Below are 18,024 nucleotides of genomic sequence, written 5' to 3'. Positions count from 1 at the left end.
GGGCGCCCGAAGGCGCCCCGTGCGATGCAGGCCGGCGGCGTTCAGCCGAGCAGCGCGTCCGCGAATTCCACCGCGCTGAACGGCTGCAGGTCCTCGACCTTCTCGCCGACGCCGATGAAGTAGACGGGCACCGGCCGTTGCCGCGCGATCGCGGCGAGAATCCCGCCCTTCGCGGTGCCGTCGAGCTTCGTGACGATCAGGCCGGTCAGGCCCAGCGCGTCGTCGAAGGCCTTCACCTGCGTGAGCGCGTTCTGGCCGGTGTTCGCGTCGATCACCAGCAGCACTTCGTGCGGCGCGCCGTCGTGCGCCTTCGCGATCACGCGCTTCACCTTCTTCAGCTCCTCCATCAGATGCAGCTGCGTCGGCAGGCGGCCGGCCGTGTCGGCCATCATCACGTCGATCTTGCGCGCGCGCGCGGCGCTGACCGCGTCGAAGATCACCGCGGCCGGATCGCCGCTCTCCTGCTGCACGACCGTCACGTTGTTGCGCTCGCCCCAGACCGCCAGCTGTTCGCGCGCGGCCGCGCGGAACGTGTCGCCGGCAGCCAGCAGCACCGACTGGTCGAAGCTCTGCAGGTGCTTCGCGAGCTTGCCGATGCTGGTCGTCTTGCCCGCGCCGTTCACGCCGGTGATCATCATCACGAGCGGCTGCGCGCGGCCGAGCATCAGCGATTTCTCGAGCGGCGTCAGCAGCTCGACGAGCAGGTCGTGCAGTGCAGCCTTCACCTGCTGCGGATCGGTGAGCCGGCCCGCGCGCACCTTTTCGCGCAGCGCGCCGAGCAGGTATTCGGTCGCGTCGACGCCCGCGTCGGACATCAGCAGCGCGGTTTCGAGCTCCTCGTACAGATCCTCGTCGATCTTCGTGTTGACGAAGACGCCGGTGATGCTCGAGCCCGTCTTCGCGAGCCCCGTCTTCAGGCGCGCGAGCCACGACTTCTTCGCGGACGCGTCCTGCAGCGGCGGCGGCACGATCTCGACCGTCTCGACGACTTCGTCGCGGCCGTCGTTGGTCGGCGTGACGGTCATCACGACGGCCGGCGCAGCCGGTTGCGCGGGCGCTGGCGGCACGCTGGCCGCGGGCGGCGCGTCGAGCACGGGCGCGTCGGACGCTTCGTCCGCTTGCTGCGCGTCGGCCGATTGCGATTCCGCCGGATCGGGCTCCTGCGTTTTCTTGAATCGTTTGAAGAAACTGAACATGGTCTGACGTCGGGAAGAGGGCGGGCCGCCGCCGGGAGCGGGGCGCCGGACGGGCCGTTCTGCGTTCGCGCGGGCGCGGCGCACGGCGGCCGAAACCGTGCATTTTATCAGTGCGGCGTGGCGCTCGCGTCAGTGCGCGTCGCCGCTGTGGTAACGTGCGCCTGTTTGGCGGCGCGCCCCTGCGCGTGCCCGGTCCCTCCGTTGTCGATATCCCGTATGTCCCGTTCCTCTTCCGGCCGCCCCGCGGCCTCTCCCGGCCGCGGCAAGCCGCACACGATCCGCATCATCGGCGGCGACTGGAAACGCACGCCGCTCGCGGTGCTCGATCTCGACGGCTTGCGCCCGACCCCCGATCGCGTGCGCGAGACGCTGTTCAACTGGCTCGGCCAGGATCTCGAAGGCCGCCGCTGCCTCGACCTGTTCGCGGGCACCGGCGCGCTCGGCTTCGAGGCCGCGTCGCGCGGCGCGGCGAGCGTCGTGATGGTCGAGCGTCATCCGCGCGCCGCGCAGCAGTTGCGGGCGATCAAGGACAAGCTCGGCGCCCGTTCGGTCGAGATCGCCGAAGCCGATGCGCTGCGGCTCGCGGCCGGCCTGACGCCGGGCGCGTTCGACGTCGTGTTCCTCGATCCGCCGTTCGACGACCTGGCCGCGCTCGAGCGTGCGATCGCGCTGTCGGCGCCGCTCGTCGCGGCGGGTGGCGCGTTGTACGTCGAAACGGGGGCGGAACTCGATCCGGCCGCGCACGACGCGCTCGCAGGCTGGCAGGTGGTGAAGCACGGCAAGGCCGGTGCGGTTCACTATCATTTGCTGCGGCGCGAAAATGATGAATAATGCGCGTTCCATACGAGGCGGCGCGCCGCAAAGGCGACGCATGCCCATCTCGGCAGCGGCGCGTGCATCGCACGGCTGCCATCCCGTTTGCGTGATGACAGGAGGAGCGACATGGTAGTCGCCGTGTATCCCGGTACGTTCGATCCGCTGACGCGCGGGCACGAAGACCTCGTGCGGCGTGCGTCGAGCATTTTTGATACGCTGGTGGTGGGCGTTGCCGACAGCCGCGCGAAAAAGCCGTTTTTCTCGCTCGAGGAACGTCTGACGATTGCGAACGAGGTGCTCGGCCATTACCCGAACGTGAAGGTGATGAGTTTCACCGGCCTCCTGAAGGATTTCGTCCGCGTGAACAATGCGCGCGTGATCGTGCGCGGGCTGCGCGCGGTGTCCGATTTCGAGTATGAGTTCCAGATGGCGGGGATGAACCGCTATCTGCTGCCCGACGTCGAGACGATGTTCATGACGCCGTCCGACCAGTACCAGTTCATCTCGGGGACGATCGTGCGCGAAATCGCGCAATTGGGCGGCGATGTCAGCAAATTCGTGTTTCCGTCCGTCGAGAAATGGCTGACCGAGAAGGTCACCGCGATGGGAGGCCCTGCCGCGTGATGCGGCGCCGGCCGGTTTCGTTGCGAAGCCGGCCGCCGGCCTGAAGAAGTGAGATCAGTATGGCTTTGATGATTACCGACGAGTGCATCAATTGCGACGTGTGCGAGCCCGAGTGCCCGAACGGCGCGATTTCGATGGGCCCGGACATCTACGTGATCGACCCGAACAAGTGCACCGAGTGCGTCGGCCATTTCGACGAACCGCAGTGCCAGCAGGTGTGTCCGGTCGAATGCATTCCGCGCGATCCGCAGCATGACGAATCGCATGCGCAATTGATGGAGAAGTACCACGCGCTGATCGCCGTGAAGGGCGGCGACGCGTCGTGATCCGGCGCTGACGCGCGCTTGAGTGGCGCGCGCGTCGCGCTTTCAGCCCGGCGCCATTCGGCGCCGGTTCTTCCGTATCAGGCCAGCAGCTCGCGCAACGCCGCGACGAGCGCGTCGCATTCGGCATCGGTGCCGACGGTGATGCGCAGATGCTGGTCGATCCGCGGCAGCCGGAAGTGCCGCACGAAAATTTCCCGTTCCTTCAGCTTCGCCGCGATCGCGCCCGCATCGTGCGCGGGATGGCGCGCGAACACGAAATTCGCGGCCGACGGCACGATCTCGAAGCCGAGTGCGTCGAGCGCCTGCGTGAGCCGCGCCCGGCTGTCGATCACGCGCCGGCAGGTGGCGTTGAAATAGTCGGTGTCTTCGTACGCGGCCTGCGCGGCGACCTGCGCGAGCCGGTCGAGCGGATACGAGTTGAAGCTGTCCTTTACGCGGTTCAACGCGTCGATCAGCGTCGCATCGCCGAACGCGAAGCCGACGCGCATGCCCGCGAGCGAGCGCGCCTTCGACGTCGTATGCACGACGAGCAGATTCGGATGGCGATCGATCAGCGTAATGGCCGACTGCGCGCCGAAATCGACGTACGCTTCGTCGATCACGACGACCGACGACGGATTCGCGGCCGCGATCCGTTCGACGTCCGCGAGCGGCAGCGCGCGCCCGGTCGGTGCATTCGGGTTCGGAAACAGCACGCCGCCCGCGTCGTCGAGATAGTCGTCGACACGGATCGAGAAATCGTCCGCGAGCGGCACGACCGTGGTCTCGACGCCGTACAGGCGCGCGTAGGTCGGATAAAAGCTGTACGTGATGTCGGGGAAGCGCAGCGGCCGGTCGTGCTTGAGCAGCGCCTGGAACGTGTGCGCGAGCACCTCGTCGGAGCCGTTGCCGACGAACACCTGTTCGGGCTTGATGCGGTGATGGGCCGCGACCGTCTCGCGCAGCGCGCGCGCGACCGGGTCCGGATAGCGGCGCAGCGTGTCGCCGGTGCCGCCGAGTTCGCGGGCGATCGCCGCGACGACGCGCGGCGACGGCGGATAGGGATTCTCGTTGGTGTTCAGCTTGACGGGGTGCGCAAGCGCGGGCTGTTCGCCCGGCACGTAAGGCACGAGTTGCTGAACGACGTCGCTCCAGTAACGGCTCACCGCTTGGCTCCTGTCGGGCAAAACGTCGAGATTACCGCATGTGCGCGTCGCGGTGGGGCGGACGAGGCCGCCCGGTTGCGCCGGACGGCCGATGCGCCAGGCGGGTGCGACGGGCGTCAATTGCGATGCAGCTGCATCGTCGCGCGGTCGAGTTCGCCCCTGACGACCATCGGCATCACGGCGAGCGCGCGTTCGATCGATGCGTCGATCACGTCCTGCTCCTCGCGGCGCGGCGGCTTCAGCACGAAGTTCGCGACGTCGGGCTTCGCGCCAGCGCGCGCGCTTTCCGGAATCAGGTCGCGCGGATGGCCGATGCCGATCCGCAGCCGCCAGTATTGCTGCGACGACAGGTGCGCGGTGATGTCCTTGAGGCCGTTGTGGCCGCCGCTGCCGCCACCGAGCTTCAGCTTCACGGTGCCGGGCGGCAGGTCGAGCTCGTCGTGCGCGACGAGGATCTGGTCGGGCAGGATCTTGAAGAATTGCGCGAGCGCGACGACCGACTGGCCGGAGCGGTTCATGTAGGTCTGCGGCTCGAGCAGATGGACTTCCTCGCCATGCAGGCGCGCTTTCGCATAGAAGCCGTGGAAGCGGCGTTCGTCGCGCAGCGTCGTGCCGGCTTCGCGGGCGAGCTGGTCGATCAGCCAGAAGCCGGCGTTGTGGCGCGTCGCGGTGTATTCCGCCCCGGGATTGCCGAGGCCGACGATCAGTTTGATCATGACGTTTCGAAGGCGGCAACGGCCGCCTGGGCGCAGAAAAAGAAAAACCCGCCGGGCAAGCCGCGGCGGGTTGCGTCGACCGTTTCGTGAAACGGATCGAGGGGGCGCGTACGCAGCCGCTTAGGCAGCCGGCGTTTCGCCTTCTGCTGCGTCCGACACGGCGCCAGCCGGGACCGTCGCCGAGGCGACAACCGGGTTTTCCGCGTCGACGTGCGCGACCAGCGTCACGCCCTTCGGCAGTGCGATGTCCTTCGCGTGCAGCGACTGACCGGCTTCGATCTTCGACAGGTCGACTTCGAGGAACTCCGGCAGGGCAGCCGGCAGGCACTCGACTTCGATTTCCGTCGCGACGTGCGAAACGATCGCGCTCGACAGCTTCACGGCCGGGCTGACTTCAGCGTTCAGGAAGTGCAGCGGCACCTTCGTGTGCAGCTTCTTCTTCGCGTCGACGCGCTGGAAGTCCACGTGCAGCACCAGTTGCTTGAACGGGTGGTATTGCACGTCGCGCAGCAGAACCTGTTGCGACTGGCCGGCCACTTCGAGGTCGAGGATCGACGAGTGGAAAGCTTCCTTCTTCAGGGCGTGCCACAGGGCGTTGTGATCGAGTTCGATCTTTTGCGGGGCTGCTTCGCCACCGTAAACGATACCCGTGGTCTTACCGGCGTTGCGCAGGCGGCGGCTCGCACCCGTACCTTGCTGTTGGCGCTCGAAAGCGACGACTTTCATGTGATTCTCCAATGGCTGCCCGCGACCAGGCAGTAAAACGGGGCCATCAACTGGCGGCCCCCGATGAAACGGCCGGGGTTTCGTCTATCCCGTCCGATTGTGCAAAAAGCGAAGCGTCGCCGCTTCGCTTTCTGCGCATGCTTTGTTCAGTCGATTCGCGATCAGGATTCCGCGAATAGCGACATCACCGAATCGCCGCGGCGAATCCGCGAGAACGTTTCGGCCAGCAGGCTCGCGCTCGTCAGCGAGCGGATCTTCGAGCAGGCCAGCGATTCGGCCGACAGCGGAATCGTATCGGTGACGACCAGCTCGTCGAGTGCCGACGCGGCGATGCGATCGGCGGCGCCGCCGGACAGCACCGGATGCGTCGCGTACGCGAACACCTGCTTCGCACCGCGGTCCTTCAGCACTTGCGCGGCCTTGCACAGCGTGCCGGCCGTATCGACCATGTCGTCCATGATCACGCAGGTGCGGCCTTCGACTTCACCGATGATGTTCATCACTTCGGCGACGTTCGCCTTCGGACGACGCTTGTCGATGATCGCGAGATCGCAGTTGAGCTGCTTCGCGAGTGCACGGGCACGCACGACGCCGCCGACGTCCGGCGACACGACGAGCAGATCCGAGTAGTTCTGCTTGCGCAGGTCGCCCAGCAGGATCGGCGTGGCGTAGATGTTGTCGACCGGGATGTCGAAGAAGCCTTGAATCTGGTCGGCGTGCAGATCCATCGTGATGATCCGCTCGACGCCGGCGATTTCCAGCATGTTCGCGATGACCTTCGCCGAGATCGCGACGCGCGCCGAACGCGGGCGGCGATCCTGACGGGCATAGCCGAAGTAGGGGATGGCAGCAGTGATCCGGCCAGCGGATGCGCGCTTGAGCGCATCGACCATGATCATCAGTTCCATCAGGTTGTCGTTCGTCGGTGCGCATGTGGATTGCAGGACGAAGACGTCCTTGCCGCGCACGTTTTCCTGGATCTCGACCTGGATCTCGCCGTCGGAGAAACGGCTGACCATTGCTTTGCCGAGGGGGATACCAAGGATATTGACGACTTCCTGGGCGAGCGCGGGATTCGCGTTGCCAGTAAAGACCATCAGGCCATCATGGCTGTGGCTGCTCATCGTGCACCTGCTTCAGGCTTGGGCGGGAAATGCGGGAAAATTTTTGGCAGGGGAGGAAGGACTCGAACCCTCGCATGCCGGAATCAAAATCCGGTGCCTTGACCAACTTGGCGACTCCCCTACACTTAACTGATAACTTCACCGAACTCGTGTAGGCCGTTCGGCAAAGTAAAACTTCATGACGCGAAAGTGAAGAGCGGATGCTCGTTCAGACTCTCGGCAACTGCGCTATTCCAACTGGCGGGCAGTTTGGCTTTCGCCGCTTCTGCCTCGTGCTTGCTGTGAAACGCTGCAAACACGCTTGCTCCGGAGCCGGTCATCCTCGCGGGGGTCACATCATACAACCATTTGACCACCTGCGCAACTTCCGCGTACTTCCTTGTTACAACTTCCTGCATATCGTTCCGGCCGAAGCTATCTGGCCATCCCGCATCGCTGGTTTGCTGTGCAAGAAAGTCAGCAATTGTGACGGGCTTCGTATCTCTTGTCAACAACTCATCTGAAAATATTTCAGCGGTCGGGACATGAACGCGTGGCGTCACAACCAAGAACCAGCGAGTCGGCAATTGTACCTCAGCTAATTCTTCTCCGATACCCTCTGCGAACGCATTTTTTCCAAAAATAAAAAACGGCACGTCGGCGCCGAGTTTGACCGCGAGCGATTGAAGTTCGGCGCGCGGCAAATCGAGTTGCCACAGGCGGTTCAGTGCGAGCAGCGTCGTCGCCGCGTCGGAGCTGCCGCCGCCGAGGCCGGCGCCCATCGGCAGGATCTTGTCGATCTCGATGTCGACGCCGTGCGCGGTGCCCGTATGCGTTTTCAGCAGGTTGGCCGCGCGCACGACGAGGTCGCTTTCTTCGGGCACGCCGGGCACGTCGGTGACGCGTGCGACGCGGCCGTCGTCGCGCAGCGCGAAGTGCAGCGTGTCGCCCCAGTTCAGCAGCTGGAATACGCTCTGCAGATCGTGATAGCCGTTCGGACGGCGGCCGGTGATGTGCAGGAACAGGTTGAGTTTCGCGGGCGCCAGGCAGTTGCGCAGCGAGCGGGTCGAATCGGTCATGCGGGTATCGGGGCTAGGCGCGCGTGCTCACTGATCGAGCACGAGCTTGATGTCGAGCGGCGGCGTCGCGCGCACGAGGTTGACGCGTTTGACGCCCGTGGCCGGGGCATCCGCGTAGGCAAGGTAGTCGATCGTCCAGCCGTCCTGACGGATCTGCTTGACGCGCGTGCCGTCGGCCGGGTCGCGCACGGTTTCCGCCGGCGTCGCGGGGGCAACGGTCGGCAGCAGCCAGTAGCGCAGGCCCGCGAGCGGCAGCTCGAAGCCGAGCGTTTTCTGCATCAGGTCGCCGACGTCGGGCGCATATTGGGTCGGACGGTTCGGCAATTCGAGCGACGCCGCGCGCGGCGTCGATTTCACGACCGCGAGCGTCTGGCCGAGCGGGCTGCGCAGCTCGAGCGACACGTCGTCGCCGTGCTCCTGCCAGTCGAAGTTGCCGTACACGTTCTGCGGGTTGCCGAGCCGATCGTCGTACCGCACCGCGAAGCGGCCATGGTACGCATGCGTCGCGGCCGTCTGCAGTGCGGCGCCCGTCGACGTGCCGGCCGGCGGCGGCGTGCTCGCGCAGCCGGCGAGCGCGAGCGCCGCGCCGGCCGCGGCCAGCGTGCGCTGCGTGCGGAAGGACAGGGAAAACATCGGGAACATCCGCATCAGAGGCCGTTGATCTGCAGGCGTTTCAGCGTCTGCACGAGCGTTTCGTTGTCGGGCTCGAGCTTCTGTGCGGCGCGCCACGCGTTGCGCGCGTCGTCCTGCGCGCCGCTCTTCCACAGCACTTCGCCGAGATGCGCGCCGATTTCGGCGTTCGGCTGCAATTCGTACGCGCGTTGCAGCACTTTCGTCGCGCCGGCCGTGTCGCCCATCCGGTACTTCACCCAGCCGAGGCTGTCCATGATGTACGCGTCGTTCGGCGCGAGCGCCATCGCCTTGTCGATCAGCTTGCTGGCCTCGGGCAGGCGCTGGTTGCGATCGGCGAGCGAATAGCCGAGCGCGTTGTAGGCCTGCGGGTTGTCGGGCTGCGTGCGGATCAGTTCGCGCAACTGCTTTTCCATCGTCGCGTAGTGGCCGGTCTTTTCGGCCGCCATCGCGTAGTCGTAGCGCAGGTCGGGATCGTCCGGGAAGTCCTGGACGGCCTGCCCGAGCCGCGCCTCCGCTTCCGGATAGCGCTTCGCGGTGAACAGGATCGACGCATCGGTGCGCGCCACCACGGCCGCGTCGCGCGGATCCGTGATCGGCAGGTTGTCGAGCACCTTGCGCGCCTCGTCGGTCTTGCCCTGTTTCTGCAGCAGCTGTGCGCGCGTGATCTGCGCGGGCAGGTAGTGCTGGCTCGTCTGGTCGACCTTGTCGAGCCATTGCGACGCCTGCGCGTCGTTGTTCTGGTCGATCGCGATCTGCGCGAGGTAGATGTAGCCCTGGCCGACGTCGAGGTTCGGCTGCTTGTCGCCGAGCTGCACGTACTGCTTCAGGTAGCCGGTCGCCTCGTCGAGTTTCTTCTGCTGGATCTTGATCAGCGCGAGCGCCATCAGCGGCGTCGGATCCTTCGAGTCGAGCTTGCGCATCGTCTCGAACTGCTTCTGCGCGTCATCGAGGCGGTCGTCGGCGAGATAGAGCTGCGACAGCGCGAGCCGCGCGTCGCGGGACTTCGGATTCTGCTGAACATATTTCTCGAACGACGCGATGCCCGCCGCGCGTTCCGCCGGCCCCATCTGCGACAGCATCAGCGCCGCCGGCAGGTAGTCGGGGCGGATCTGCAGCGCCTGCTTCAGCGACTGCGCGGCGCCGTCCTTGTCGTCGACCGCGAGCTGCTGCCGCGCGATCGCGAGCTGCGCCTCGGGGCGATTCATGTCGTTCTTCAGCATGTCCTTCAGCACCGCGAGGCCGCCGACGCGGTCGGGGCCGCGTACCAGCAGCGCCTGCAGCGCGAGGATCGCCGGACCGCGCGTGTCGCCGGTCGCGCGGGCCAGCTCGCGCGCGAGCATCGGCTGCGCATCGGCCGGCTTGCCGGCGAGCACCAGCAGCGCGGCGTCGACCTGCGATGCCCGGTTCGAATCCGGTGCGTACTGGCGCCACAGATTCGCGGCGGACAGTGCGTCGGCCGGGCTCTGCGCGCCGAGCGCGATTTCGGTCGCGCGCTGCGCCATGCGCGGGTCGCGCGTGTCGCGGGCCAGCGCGAGGTAGGTCTGGTAGGCCGGTGCCGGCTGGTTGCGCTGAAGCGCGACCTCGGCGGCGAGCACCTGATAGACGATCTGGCTCGTCAGCGGCACAGCGGGGAGATTTTTCTGCTCGTCCGGCATCACATGCTCGAACGCACCCTGCGGCTCCGCGTCGTCCGAGGCCGGATCCTGCGCGTGGGCCGGAAAGGCGGTGAGGGTCCAGGCGGCAAACAGCGCGGCACCGAGTGCACGGCGGACCGGGAAGGCGCGCGCGCCGCGCACGGCGGCGGGGCGCTTCTGAAGCAGCTTCGAGGGCAGGGTCATGGAAATCCGTTCGATGTTTCAACCGATTGTAACGCGCTCGCTACAATACACGCACGATCGTGATAGGGTCCGTTTACCTGTGGAACCCACATGCGAATGCCCGAAATCGCCCGCCTCGCGTGCTGCCAGGCCGGGCGATTTCGGGCATTCCCGTGTTTAATTCGGGGTCGTCGCGAGAACGGCCGTTCTCGTGGCGCCCCATGCGCATTCTTTCTGTAAGTAGACCGTAGCCTCAGACCCGCAAAACATGCCAGAGTTGCCAGAAGTCGAAGTCACGCGCCGGGGCATCGAGCCCTTTGTCGCGGGCCGCCGCGTCGAGCGTGTCGACGTCCGTACCGCGATGCTGCGCTGGCCCGTGCCGGCGGGGCTCGCCGAGCAGTTGCGCGCGCGCGAGGTGCTCGCCGTCGAGCGCCGCGGCAAATATCTGCTGTTCGAGGTCGATGCGGGCTGGTTCATCGTCCACCTCGGGATGACGGGCACGCTGCGCGTGCTGCCCGCGGCCGGCGTGCCGGTCGCCGCGAAGCACGACCACATCGACTGGATCTTCGACGAATTCGTGCTGCGGTTCCGCGATCCGCGCCGCTTCGGCGCCGTGCTGTGGCACTCGCGCGAAGCAGGCGACGTGCATGCGCATCCGCTCCTCGCGAGCCTCGGCGTCGAGCCGTTTTCGCCGGCGTTCACCGGCGCGCTGCTGCATGCGCGCACGCGTGGCCGCACGGTGTCGGTCAAGCAGGCGCTGCTCGCGGGCGACATGGTCGTCGGCGTCGGCAACATCTACGCGTCGGAGAGCCTGTTTCGCGCCGGCATCCGGCCGACGACGGCCGCCGGCAAGGTTTCGCTGCCGCGCTACGAGCGGCTGGCCGACGCGGTGCGCGCGACGCTCGCGGACGCGATCGAGCGCGGCGGCAGCACGTTGCGCGATTTCGTCGGCAGCAACGGCGAAAGCGGCTACTTCCAGCTCGACTGTTTCGTCTACGATCGCGCCGGCCAGCCGTGCCGCGTATGCGGCACGCCGATTCGCCAGATCGTGCAGGGCCAGCGGTCGACCTATTACTGCCCGACGTGCCAGCGTTGAAACCCTTTTCCACAATTCGATAACTTGAAGCCGCCCCGCATCGCCCCCGCTCCGTTCCCCGCCACGCCGCTGCACCGCACGTTCGCCACGCGTCTCGTCGCGTGGCAGCGCGCGCACGGCCGCCATGACCTGCCGTGGCAGAACACCCGCGATCCGTACCGGATCTGGCTGTCGGAAATCATGCTGCAGCAGACGCAGGTATCGACCGTCATTCCGTATTACACGCGCTTTCTCGATCGCTACCCGGACGTCGCCGCGCTCGCGGCCGCGCCGAGCGACGACGTGATGGCGTTGTGGGCGGGCCTCGGCTACTACTCGCGCGCGCGCAACCTGCACCGCTGCGCGCAGGTCGTCGTCGCCGAGCACGGCGGCGCGTTTCCGGCGACGCCCGACGCGCTGGCCGAACTGCCGGGCATCGGCCGCTCGACGGCCGCCGCGATCGCGTCGTTTGCGTACGGTGCGCGTGCGACGATCCTCGACGGCAACGTGAAGCGCGTGCTTGCGCGGGTGTTCGGCGTCGAGGGCTTTCCGGGCGAGAAGCGTGTCGAGAACGACATGTGGGCGCTCGCCGAATCGCTGCTGCCCGATGCCGCGAACGCGGCCGACGTGAGCGCGTATACGCAGGGGCTGATGGATCTGGGCGCGACGCTGTGCGTGCGCGGCAAGCCCGATTGCGCGCGCTGTCCGTTCGCGGGCGACTGCGTCGCGCAATCGACCGGCCGCCAGCGCGAACTGCCGGCCGCACGGCCGAAGAAGGCCGTGCCGACGCGCAAGACCTGGATGCTCGTGCTGCGCGATGGCGACGCCGTGCTGCTCGAGCGCCGGCCGCCGACCGGCATCTGGGGCGGACTATGGAGCCTGCCGCAAGCGGACGGCGATGCCGCGCTCGCGGATCTCGCGCGCGGTTTCGGTGGCGGTCGCACGGTGCCGCTCGCGCCGCTCACGCATACGTTCACGCATTTCCGGCTCGAGATCGAGCCGCGGCTGAGCGATTTGGCGGACGGCGGCGGCCTGCCGTCGCAGGCGCGGGACGCGGACACCGCATGGGTGCCGCTGAGCCGGCTCGACGCGTACGGCGTGCCGGCGCCCGTGCGCAAGCTGCTCGATGCGCTGAGCGGGCCGCTGCTGTAACGAACCGGGGAAAGGCGCGGCGCGGGCGGCGTTCGACAGGGCGGCGGCCCACTGCGCGTGGGAAAGGCTTTCGGACGTGCGATGCGCGACGAATCAGCCGCGATAGTCAAGCCGGCCTTACAGCCAGCCGTGCCGGTCGAGCACGTGGTGCACGGCGTCGATGCGCGCACCGACGTCCGGAAACTCCATCAGCTTCTGTCGCGCGCGCAGGTCGAGCGGCAGCAATTCCGCGAGGCGATTCGATACCCAGCTCGGATCGTCGAGGCGGAACGGTTCGCCGAACGGCATTTTTTCCGGATCGGATTTCTTCAACGCGTCGATGATGCGCTCGAGCACCTCGGCGCACGAACCGAACTGCGCGAGCGCCTGTTCGCCTTCGAGCGGGATGTCGTCGGGCAGCGGCTCCGCGATGCCGACCAGCAGCCCGTTGCCTTCGACGCGATACGACAGCAGCTCGAAACGCTGCGTGCCGATCGCCTGCAGATACAGCATCCCGAATTCGCCGGTATCGCACTCGGTGATGCGCGCCATGCAGCCGATGGTTTCGGGCACCGACACCGCGCCGTCCTGCGCGACTTCGGGCCCGCTCTTGAGCAGGCACACGCCGAACGGGGCGTCGTCGCGCAGGCACGTGCGGGACATGTCGAGATAGCGCGCCTCGAACACCTTGAGCGGGAGCAGGCCTCCGGGAAACAGCACCGTGTGCAGCGGAAACAACGGCAGGTCGATCAGGGTGGTCGATAGGGAGGACATGGCGCGCGGGCGTTGGGCGGGTGTCGCTAGGGTCGGTCGACCTCGGAGACGAGCCGCGACGACGCGTCGACATCCACTGGCGCGTCACGATGCCGCACGATCACGTTCGCCTCGCGCGCCAGGCGCGCGGCGAGCGTTTCCGCGATGAACACCGAGCGATGCTGGCCGCCCGTGCAGCCGATGGCGACGGTCAGGTAGCTGCGGTTGTCATCGCGGAAGTGCGGCAGCCATTTCATCAGGAACGCATGGATGTCGTCGATCATCTGATGGACGATCGGCAGTGCGTCGAGAAAGGCGATGACCGGCTGGTCGAGCCCGGTGAGCGGGCGCAACTGGTGGTCGTAGTACGGATTCGGCAGCGCGCGCACGTCGAACATCAGGTCGGCGTCGAGCGGCACGCCGCGCTTGAAGCCGAACGATTCGAACATCACCATCAGATCGTTGTTCTTCTGCTCGATGAAGCGCTTGACCCAGGTGCGCAGCGCGTTCGCGCGCAGCGTGCTGGTATCGATCTGGTGGCCGAATTCGGCGAGCGGCGCGACGAGTTCGCGCTCGCGCTCGATCGCTTCCTCGAGCGACGACAGCAGGCCGACATCCGCATCGTGCGACAGCGAGCCGGACAGCGGATGGCGGCGGCGCGTTTCGGAGAAGCGCTGGATCAGCGCCTGGGTGCTCGCGTTGAGGAACAGCACGCGCACGTCGTGTTCGCGGGACAGCTCGCGGATCAGGCCGGGCATCTCGTCGAGCGACGCGCTCGAGCGCGCGTCGATCGCGACCGCAAGCCGGCGCTGGCCGTCCTGGGCAAGGTAGCGGGCGAGTTCGGGGAGCACGTGCGGCGGCAGGTTGTCGACGCAGTAATAGCCTGCGTCTTCGAGCGCGTTCAGCGCGACGGACTTGCCTGAGCCGGAGATGCCGGTGATGAGGACGATGCGCATGGGAACGGAGAATCCTGACATTTCATCATAGCACCGGCTCGACGCGTCGGCGTTGCGCGGCCGGCGCGTGCGGGTTACACGAGTTTGCCGGGGAACTGACTGTCGGGATCTTGCATCGCGAGTCGTTGCCGATCCATGAAATCGCGCAACGTGTCGATTCCGCGCAACTGCAGGATCGTGTTCCGGACGGCCGCCTCGACGAGCACCGCGAGGTTGCGGCCGGCCGCGACCTGGATCGTGACCTTGCTGATCGGCAAGCCGAGCACGTCGACGGTCTGGCTTTCGAGCGGCAGGCGCTGGAATTCGCCGTCGGGGCGCCGCACGAGCTGAACGATTAGCTTCAGCTTCATTTTCCGCCGCACGGCGGTTTCGCCGAAGATCGTCTTGATGTCGAGCAGGCCGAGGCCGCGCACTTCGAGCAGGTTTTGCAGCAACGGCGGGCAGCGCCCTTCGACGAAATCGGGGCCAAGACGGACGAAATCGACCGCGTCGTCGGCGACGAGGCCGTGGCCGCGGCTGATCAGCTCGAGGCCGAGCTCGCTCTTGCCGAGGCCCGAATCGCCGGTCAGCAGCACGCCCATCCCGAGGATGTCGAGGAACACGCCGTGCAGCGTCGCGCGCGGCGCGAGGATGCGCGACATGTAGAGCCGCAGGCTGTCGATCACCGCGGCGGCCGACATCGGCGTCGTGAACAGCGGAGTGGACGAGCGCGTGCAGCGCAGCACCAGTTCGGGCGGCGCCGCGGCGCCGCCGGCGACGACGAGGAACGGCGGTTCGAGCGCGATCAGCTCGGCCATGTGGCGCGAACGGTCTTCGTCGGTCTGGCGCTGGTAGTAGTCGATTTCGGCTTCGCCGAGCACCTGGATCCGGTTCGGGTGGATCAGGTTCAGGTGGCCGACGAGGTCGGCGCTCGACGTGGCGTTGCCGACCGTGTCGGCCGAAAAGCCGCGTTCCCAGCCTTCATGCCCCGTCAGCCAGCTCAGTTTCAGCGTGGCTGCGTTGTCGTCGAAGATGCTCTGGGCGTTGATGCTGGACGTATCCATGACTCTCGTCACTCCAATGGGCCGGTGCGGGCGCGCGGCGACGGACGTCGCCATGCCGGGCCGGCGCCGGGCGGCCCTGGACGGCGGCGTAGGCCGCCTCGTACGGGGAAATATTCCGCCCGGAACAACTCAAGGTTGCCACTGAGTGAGCAGGCGATGCAACTCGGCGATATCCGTTTCGTTGTGCAGACGCTCGCGGGCGTCGCGATCGGACAGCAGTTGCGCGATTTCCGACAGGATCTCGAGGTGCTGCTGGGTGGCTTGCTCGGGAACGAGCAGGAAGATCAGGAGGCCGACCGGCTGGCCGTCGGGCGCTTCGAACGGGATCGCATCGGCGAGGCGGACGAACGCGGCGAGCGGGTGCTTGAGGCCCTTGATGCGGCCGTGCGGAATCGCGACACCTTCGCCGAGCCCGGTCGAACCGAGGCGCTCGCGCGCGAACAGGTTGTCCGTGACGGTGCTGCGGGCGATGCCGTTCTGATTCTCGAACATCAGCCCGGCTTGTTCGAAGACGCGTTTCTTGCTGGTGACGGAGAGGTCGATGACGACGTTCTCTATGGGCAGGATTTTGGCTAGGCGATTCATGTTGGCAGGCGATTGGGCGGCCTGGGGTCTCCTTGCGGCGGCGGACTGATTTTCCATGTTCGGCGATATCAAGGCATGTGGCATCGGCAACCTGCAGCGCAGCTACCGCATCCAACGCCCCCCGGCGATAACCGGAACATTATAGAGCACAGCCGCGTGCGTGGCGCAGCACGGACGGACCGGTTGCACCTTCGCGCGGAGTCACAAAAAAAACGCCCGGCGAACCGGGCGGCGTGCGTGTTGCGGTGACGGTTATTGCGGCGGCAGCTCGATCTGGTCGATCGACGGCTGAAGCTTGATCGGGTCGTGCGCGTGCGTTTGCAGGCGCTCCATGTGCTTGACGACCTGGCGATCCAGCTTGTCGATCAGCAGATCGATCGCGGCATACAGGTTGCCGTTCGCGCTTTCGACGAAGATGTCCTTGCCCTTCAGGTGCAGGTTGATTTCCGCGCGCTGCTGCTTGTCCTTTTCCTTGTGGTTGTCGACCGAGAGGATCACAGTGCCATCGATCACCTGATCGCTATGCCGTAGCACCCGGTCCAGCTTGGTGATCACGTATTCGCGAATCGCAGGCGTGACTTCGAGATGATGTCCACTGATCTTCAGGTTCATAGTGCTTCTCCAAGCGAGTGGCCACCCGGCCGCATCGAGGCGGCGCTCCGGTCGACTTGCCCGTGCCGCACGAAGCGGCGTATCGCGGACAGATCGTCCGGCCTGTTCCCCGTGTGCGCGGTGGCCGGGACACGCCTGCCGCCGGGCAGGCAGCAGGCTTAAAGAGACTTGCGCAGATTCACTGCCGGGATCTTGAGGGCTTCGCGATATTTCGCAACCGTGCGGCGCGCGACCACGAAACCCTGTTCTGCCAGCAGCTCGGCAATGCGGCTGTCCGAAAGTGGCGATTTTGGGTCTTCAGCTCCTATCAGTTGCTTGATGAGGGCTCGGATGGCGGTCGACGAGGCGGCGCCACCGGTGTCGGTCGAGACGTGAGATCCGAAGAAGTACTTAAATTCAAGCGTCCCGAACGGGGTCAGCATGTACTTCCCGGTTGTCACACGGCTGACAGTCGACTCGTGTAGGCCCAGCGTATCAGCTATTTCCCGCAAAACCAAGGGGCGCATGGCAATTTCACCGTGCGCAAAGAAATTCTTCTGACGCTCGACAATAGCCTGCGCGACACGCAGGATCGTGTCGAATCGCTGCTGGATATTCTTGATCAGCCAGCGCGCTTCCTGGAGCTGCTGTTTCAGCGATCCGGCCGACGGATCGCCGCGGCTGTTGCGCAGGATGTTCGCGTACAGGTTGTTGATCCGCAGGCGCGGCACGACTTCCGGATTGAGCTCCGCGAGCCAGCCCTGGCCGGCCTTCTTCACGATGATGTCGGGCACGACGTAGTCGGCCTCGGCCTTGCCGTATGCGGCGCCGGGGAACGGCTCCAGCGAGCGGATCAGTGCGTGCGCGTCGCGCAGCGCGTCGTCGCTCGCCTTCAGGTGCTTGCGCAACCGTGTGAAGTCGCGTGCGGCGAGCAGTTCGAGGTGCTGCGACACGATCTCGAGCGCGAGCGTGCGCGTCGGGGACGGATCGAGACGCAGCAGCTGCAGCTTCAGGCATTCGGACGCCGAGCGCGCGCCGACGCCGGCCGGGTCGAAGCTGTGCAGCAGCGCGAGCGCCGCGTTCAGTTCGTCGCAGTCGATTTCCAGTTCGGGCGGCAGGTCGGCGAGCACTTCGTCGAGCGTGGCGGTCAGGTAGCCGTCGTCGTCGAGCGATTCGATCAGGAACATCACGAGCGCGCGATCGCGCGGGCCGGCCTGCGTGACGCGCAACTGCGCGGCGAGGTGGTCGCGCAGCGACGTCGCGGCTTCCTGCACCTGCAGCGGCGGCAGGTCGTCGTCGTCGGACGCGCCGCTCGAGCGGCCGTATTCGTCGAGGTTCCACTGCGGGCCGTCGTTGCCGTCGCCGGACCCGTAGCCGTCGTATTCGTCGGCGCCGGCCGGCTCGTCGCGCTCCGCGCGATCGCTGGACGGGCTGCTGCCGTTGGTCGCGGCGGGCTCGGTGTTCTGTGCGGGCGGCGTCTGCGCGATCAGCGATCCGTCCGCCGCGACGCGCAGCGGGCTCGCGATCCATTCGTCGTCGTTCTCGAGCAGCGGGTTCTGCGCGACGGCCATCGCGACTTCCTGCTGCAGTTCGAGCGTCGACAACTGCAGGAGCCGGATCGACTGCTGCAGCTGAGGCGTCAGCGCAAGATGTTGCGACAGGCGGAGTTGAAGGCTGGCTTTCATGGCAAGGAGGGAGTCATACCGGCA

At 66.5% G+C, this 18,024-nt stretch carries 19 protein-coding genes and 1 tRNA gene; 5 read left to right on the top strand and 15 right to left on the bottom strand.

Going from position 1 to position 18,024, the window contains the following annotated elements; translation table 11 throughout:
* Nucleotides 1-41: 41 nt before the first annotated feature.
* Nucleotides 42-1,196 carry a signal recognition particle-docking protein FtsY gene (gene ftsY, locus H0X90_RS23320; RefSeq protein WP_077189743.1) on the bottom strand — a complete coding sequence of 385 codons (1,155 nt, stop codon included), beginning with the start codon at nucleotides 1,194-1,196 and terminating at the stop codon, nucleotides 42-44.
* A gap of 216 nt (nucleotides 1,197-1,412) precedes the next feature.
* Here ftsY and rsmD point away from each other — a divergent pair, with 216 nt between their 5' ends.
* The 3 genes from rsmD (at nucleotide 1,413) to H0X90_RS23305 (ending at nucleotide 2,962) form a co-directional block, all read left to right on the top strand.
* Nucleotides 1,413-2,027 (top strand): 16S rRNA (guanine(966)-N(2))-methyltransferase RsmD, encoded by a 615-nt coding sequence (rsmD, locus tag H0X90_RS23315; protein WP_006483748.1) that lies wholly within the window; start codon nucleotides 1,413-1,415, stop codon nucleotides 2,025-2,027.
* Nucleotides 2,028-2,138: 111 nt separating this feature from the next.
* The gene (gene coaD / locus H0X90_RS23310) at nucleotides 2,139-2,636 is read left to right on the top strand and encodes a pantetheine-phosphate adenylyltransferase (RefSeq protein WP_006477773.1); all 498 of its coding nucleotides are present in this window, start codon (nucleotides 2,139-2,141) and stop codon (nucleotides 2,634-2,636) included.
* A 59-nt stretch (nucleotides 2,637-2,695) separates the two neighbouring features.
* Nucleotides 2,696-2,962 (top strand): YfhL family 4Fe-4S dicluster ferredoxin, encoded by a 267-nt coding sequence (locus H0X90_RS23305; RefSeq protein WP_043206196.1) that lies wholly within the window; start codon nucleotides 2,696-2,698, stop codon nucleotides 2,960-2,962.
* A gap of 77 nt (nucleotides 2,963-3,039) precedes the next feature.
* On the opposite strand, the gene hisC is transcribed toward H0X90_RS23305, so the two are convergent.
* From hisC to H0X90_RS23265, 8 genes are all read right to left on the bottom strand, one after another.
* A complete protein-coding gene (hisC, locus tag H0X90_RS23300; RefSeq protein ID WP_077189742.1) occupies nucleotides 3,040-4,107 on the bottom strand; it encodes a histidinol-phosphate transaminase in 1,068 nt (355 codons plus the stop codon).
* A 116-nt stretch (nucleotides 4,108-4,223) separates the two neighbouring features.
* Complete coding sequence (pth, locus tag H0X90_RS23295) at nucleotides 4,224-4,823, bottom strand: aminoacyl-tRNA hydrolase (RefSeq protein WP_077189741.1); 600 nt, start codon at nucleotides 4,821-4,823, stop codon at nucleotides 4,224-4,226.
* A gap of 120 nt (nucleotides 4,824-4,943) precedes the next feature.
* Nucleotides 4,944-5,549, bottom strand: coding sequence for a 50S ribosomal protein L25/general stress protein Ctc (locus tag H0X90_RS23290; RefSeq protein WP_006483734.1), 606 nt, complete (start codon nucleotides 5,547-5,549; stop codon nucleotides 4,944-4,946).
* Nucleotides 5,550-5,710: 161 nt separating this feature from the next.
* A complete protein-coding gene (locus H0X90_RS23285) occupies nucleotides 5,711-6,673 on the bottom strand; it encodes a ribose-phosphate pyrophosphokinase (protein ID WP_006483739.1) in 963 nt (320 codons plus the stop codon).
* 44 nt (nucleotides 6,674-6,717) lie between these two features.
* Nucleotides 6,718-6,794, bottom strand: a tRNA-Gln gene (locus H0X90_RS23280).
* A gap of 55 nt (nucleotides 6,795-6,849) precedes the next feature.
* Nucleotides 6,850-7,731 carry a 4-(cytidine 5'-diphospho)-2-C-methyl-D-erythritol kinase gene (gene ispE, locus H0X90_RS23275; RefSeq protein ID WP_077189740.1) on the bottom strand — a complete coding sequence of 294 codons (882 nt, stop codon included), beginning with the start codon at nucleotides 7,729-7,731 and terminating at the stop codon, nucleotides 6,850-6,852.
* 27 nt (nucleotides 7,732-7,758) lie between these two features.
* Nucleotides 7,759-8,379, bottom strand: a complete 621-nt coding sequence (gene lolB, locus H0X90_RS23270) for a lipoprotein insertase outer membrane protein LolB (protein ID WP_020979425.1) — start codon at nucleotides 8,377-8,379, stop codon at nucleotides 7,759-7,761.
* Entirely contained in the window at nucleotides 8,379-10,202 is a 1,824-nt protein-coding gene (locus H0X90_RS23265; protein ID WP_006483151.1) for a tetratricopeptide repeat protein, read from the bottom strand. The genes lolB and H0X90_RS23265 overlap by 1 nt, the downstream gene beginning before the upstream one ends.
* Before the next feature lie 247 nt (nucleotides 10,203-10,449).
* Here H0X90_RS23265 and mutM point away from each other — a divergent pair, with 247 nt between their 5' ends.
* Nucleotides 10,450-11,277, top strand: a complete 828-nt coding sequence (mutM, locus tag H0X90_RS23260) for a bifunctional DNA-formamidopyrimidine glycosylase/DNA-(apurinic or apyrimidinic site) lyase (protein WP_077189739.1) — start codon at nucleotides 10,450-10,452, stop codon at nucleotides 11,275-11,277.
* Between the two features lie 24 nt (nucleotides 11,278-11,301).
* Nucleotides 11,302-12,408 (top strand): A/G-specific adenine glycosylase, encoded by a 1,107-nt coding sequence (gene mutY / locus H0X90_RS23255; protein WP_048986777.1) that lies wholly within the window; start codon nucleotides 11,302-11,304, stop codon nucleotides 12,406-12,408.
* A gap of 117 nt (nucleotides 12,409-12,525) precedes the next feature.
* Here the strand turns inward: mutY and H0X90_RS23250 are convergent, their stop codons facing one another.
* From H0X90_RS23250 to H0X90_RS23225, 6 genes are all read right to left on the bottom strand, one after another.
* Nucleotides 12,526-13,161, bottom strand: coding sequence for an LON peptidase substrate-binding domain-containing protein (locus H0X90_RS23250; protein WP_006483137.1), 636 nt, complete (start codon nucleotides 13,159-13,161; stop codon nucleotides 12,526-12,528).
* Between the two features lie 26 nt (nucleotides 13,162-13,187).
* Complete coding sequence (gene rapZ, locus H0X90_RS23245) at nucleotides 13,188-14,096, bottom strand: RNase adapter RapZ (protein ID WP_006483144.1); 909 nt, start codon at nucleotides 14,094-14,096, stop codon at nucleotides 13,188-13,190.
* Nucleotides 14,097-14,170: 74 nt separating this feature from the next.
* Complete coding sequence (gene hprK / locus H0X90_RS23240) at nucleotides 14,171-15,139, bottom strand: HPr(Ser) kinase/phosphatase (protein WP_006483133.1); 969 nt, start codon at nucleotides 15,137-15,139, stop codon at nucleotides 14,171-14,173.
* A 129-nt stretch (nucleotides 15,140-15,268) separates the two neighbouring features.
* The gene (locus H0X90_RS23235; protein WP_034195643.1) at nucleotides 15,269-15,781 is read right to left on the bottom strand and encodes a PTS sugar transporter subunit IIA; all 513 of its coding nucleotides are present in this window, start codon (nucleotides 15,779-15,781) and stop codon (nucleotides 15,269-15,271) included.
* 195 nt (nucleotides 15,782-15,976) lie between these two features.
* Nucleotides 15,977-16,336 carry a ribosome-associated translation inhibitor RaiA gene (gene raiA / locus H0X90_RS23230; RefSeq protein WP_006477786.1) on the bottom strand — a complete coding sequence of 120 codons (360 nt, stop codon included), beginning with the start codon at nucleotides 16,334-16,336 and terminating at the stop codon, nucleotides 15,977-15,979.
* 158 nt (nucleotides 16,337-16,494) lie between these two features.
* On the bottom strand, nucleotides 16,495-18,000 hold the full coding sequence (locus H0X90_RS23225; RefSeq protein WP_006483132.1) for an RNA polymerase factor sigma-54: 1,506 nt from the start codon (nucleotides 17,998-18,000) through the stop codon (nucleotides 16,495-16,497).
* Nucleotides 18,001-18,024 lie beyond the last annotated feature (24 nt).

This window comes from Burkholderia sp. 9775_39 (assembly GCF_015712225.1).
Taxonomy (GTDB): domain Bacteria; phylum Pseudomonadota; class Gammaproteobacteria; order Burkholderiales; family Burkholderiaceae; genus Burkholderia; species Burkholderia cenocepacia.
This window is presented reverse-complemented; position numbering and strand designations above follow the sequence as displayed.

Bases quoted from the DNA above. Each gene is read 5' to 3' on its own strand.
- pth (WP_077189741.1), bottom strand. From the start codon at position 4,823: ATGATCAAACTGATCGTCGGCCTCGGCAATCCCGGGGCGGAATACACC.
- H0X90_RS23235 (WP_034195643.1), bottom strand. From the start codon at position 15,781: ATGGAAAATCAGTCCGCCGCCGCAAGGAGACCCCAGGCCGCCCAATCG.
- H0X90_RS23265 (WP_006483151.1), bottom strand. From the start codon at position 10,202: ATGACCCTGCCCTCGAAGCTGCTTCAGAAGCGCCCCGCCGCCGTGCGC.
- H0X90_RS23305 (WP_043206196.1), top strand. From the start codon at position 2,696: ATGGCTTTGATGATTACCGACGAGTGCATCAATTGCGACGTGTGCGAG.
- coaD (WP_006477773.1), top strand. From the start codon at position 2,139: ATGGTAGTCGCCGTGTATCCCGGTACGTTCGATCCGCTGACGCGCGGG.
- H0X90_RS23290 (WP_006483734.1), bottom strand. From the start codon at position 5,549: ATGAAAGTCGTCGCTTTCGAGCGCCAACAGCAAGGTACGGGTGCGAGC.
- hprK (WP_006483133.1), bottom strand. From the start codon at position 15,139: ATGGATACGTCCAGCATCAACGCCCAGAGCATCTTCGACGACAACGCA.
- rsmD (WP_006483748.1), top strand. From the start codon at position 1,413: ATGTCCCGTTCCTCTTCCGGCCGCCCCGCGGCCTCTCCCGGCCGCGGC.
- H0X90_RS23285 (WP_006483739.1), bottom strand. From the start codon at position 6,673: ATGAGCAGCCACAGCCATGATGGCCTGATGGTCTTTACTGGCAACGCG.
- ftsY (WP_077189743.1), bottom strand. From the start codon at position 1,196: ATGTTCAGTTTCTTCAAACGATTCAAGAAAACGCAGGAGCCCGATCCG.
- raiA (WP_006477786.1), bottom strand. From the start codon at position 16,336: ATGAACCTGAAGATCAGTGGACATCATCTCGAAGTCACGCCTGCGATT.
- ispE (WP_077189740.1), bottom strand. From the start codon at position 7,731: ATGACCGATTCGACCCGCTCGCTGCGCAACTGCCTGGCGCCCGCGAAA.
- mutM (WP_077189739.1), top strand. From the start codon at position 10,450: ATGCCAGAGTTGCCAGAAGTCGAAGTCACGCGCCGGGGCATCGAGCCC.
- rapZ (WP_006483144.1), bottom strand. From the start codon at position 14,096: ATGCGCATCGTCCTCATCACCGGCATCTCCGGCTCAGGCAAGTCCGTC.
- lolB (WP_020979425.1), bottom strand. From the start codon at position 8,379: ATGCGGATGTTCCCGATGTTTTCCCTGTCCTTCCGCACGCAGCGCACG.
- H0X90_RS23250 (WP_006483137.1), bottom strand. From the start codon at position 13,161: ATGTCCTCCCTATCGACCACCCTGATCGACCTGCCGTTGTTTCCGCTG.
- H0X90_RS23225 (WP_006483132.1), bottom strand. From the start codon at position 18,000: ATGAAAGCCAGCCTTCAACTCCGCCTGTCGCAACATCTTGCGCTGACG.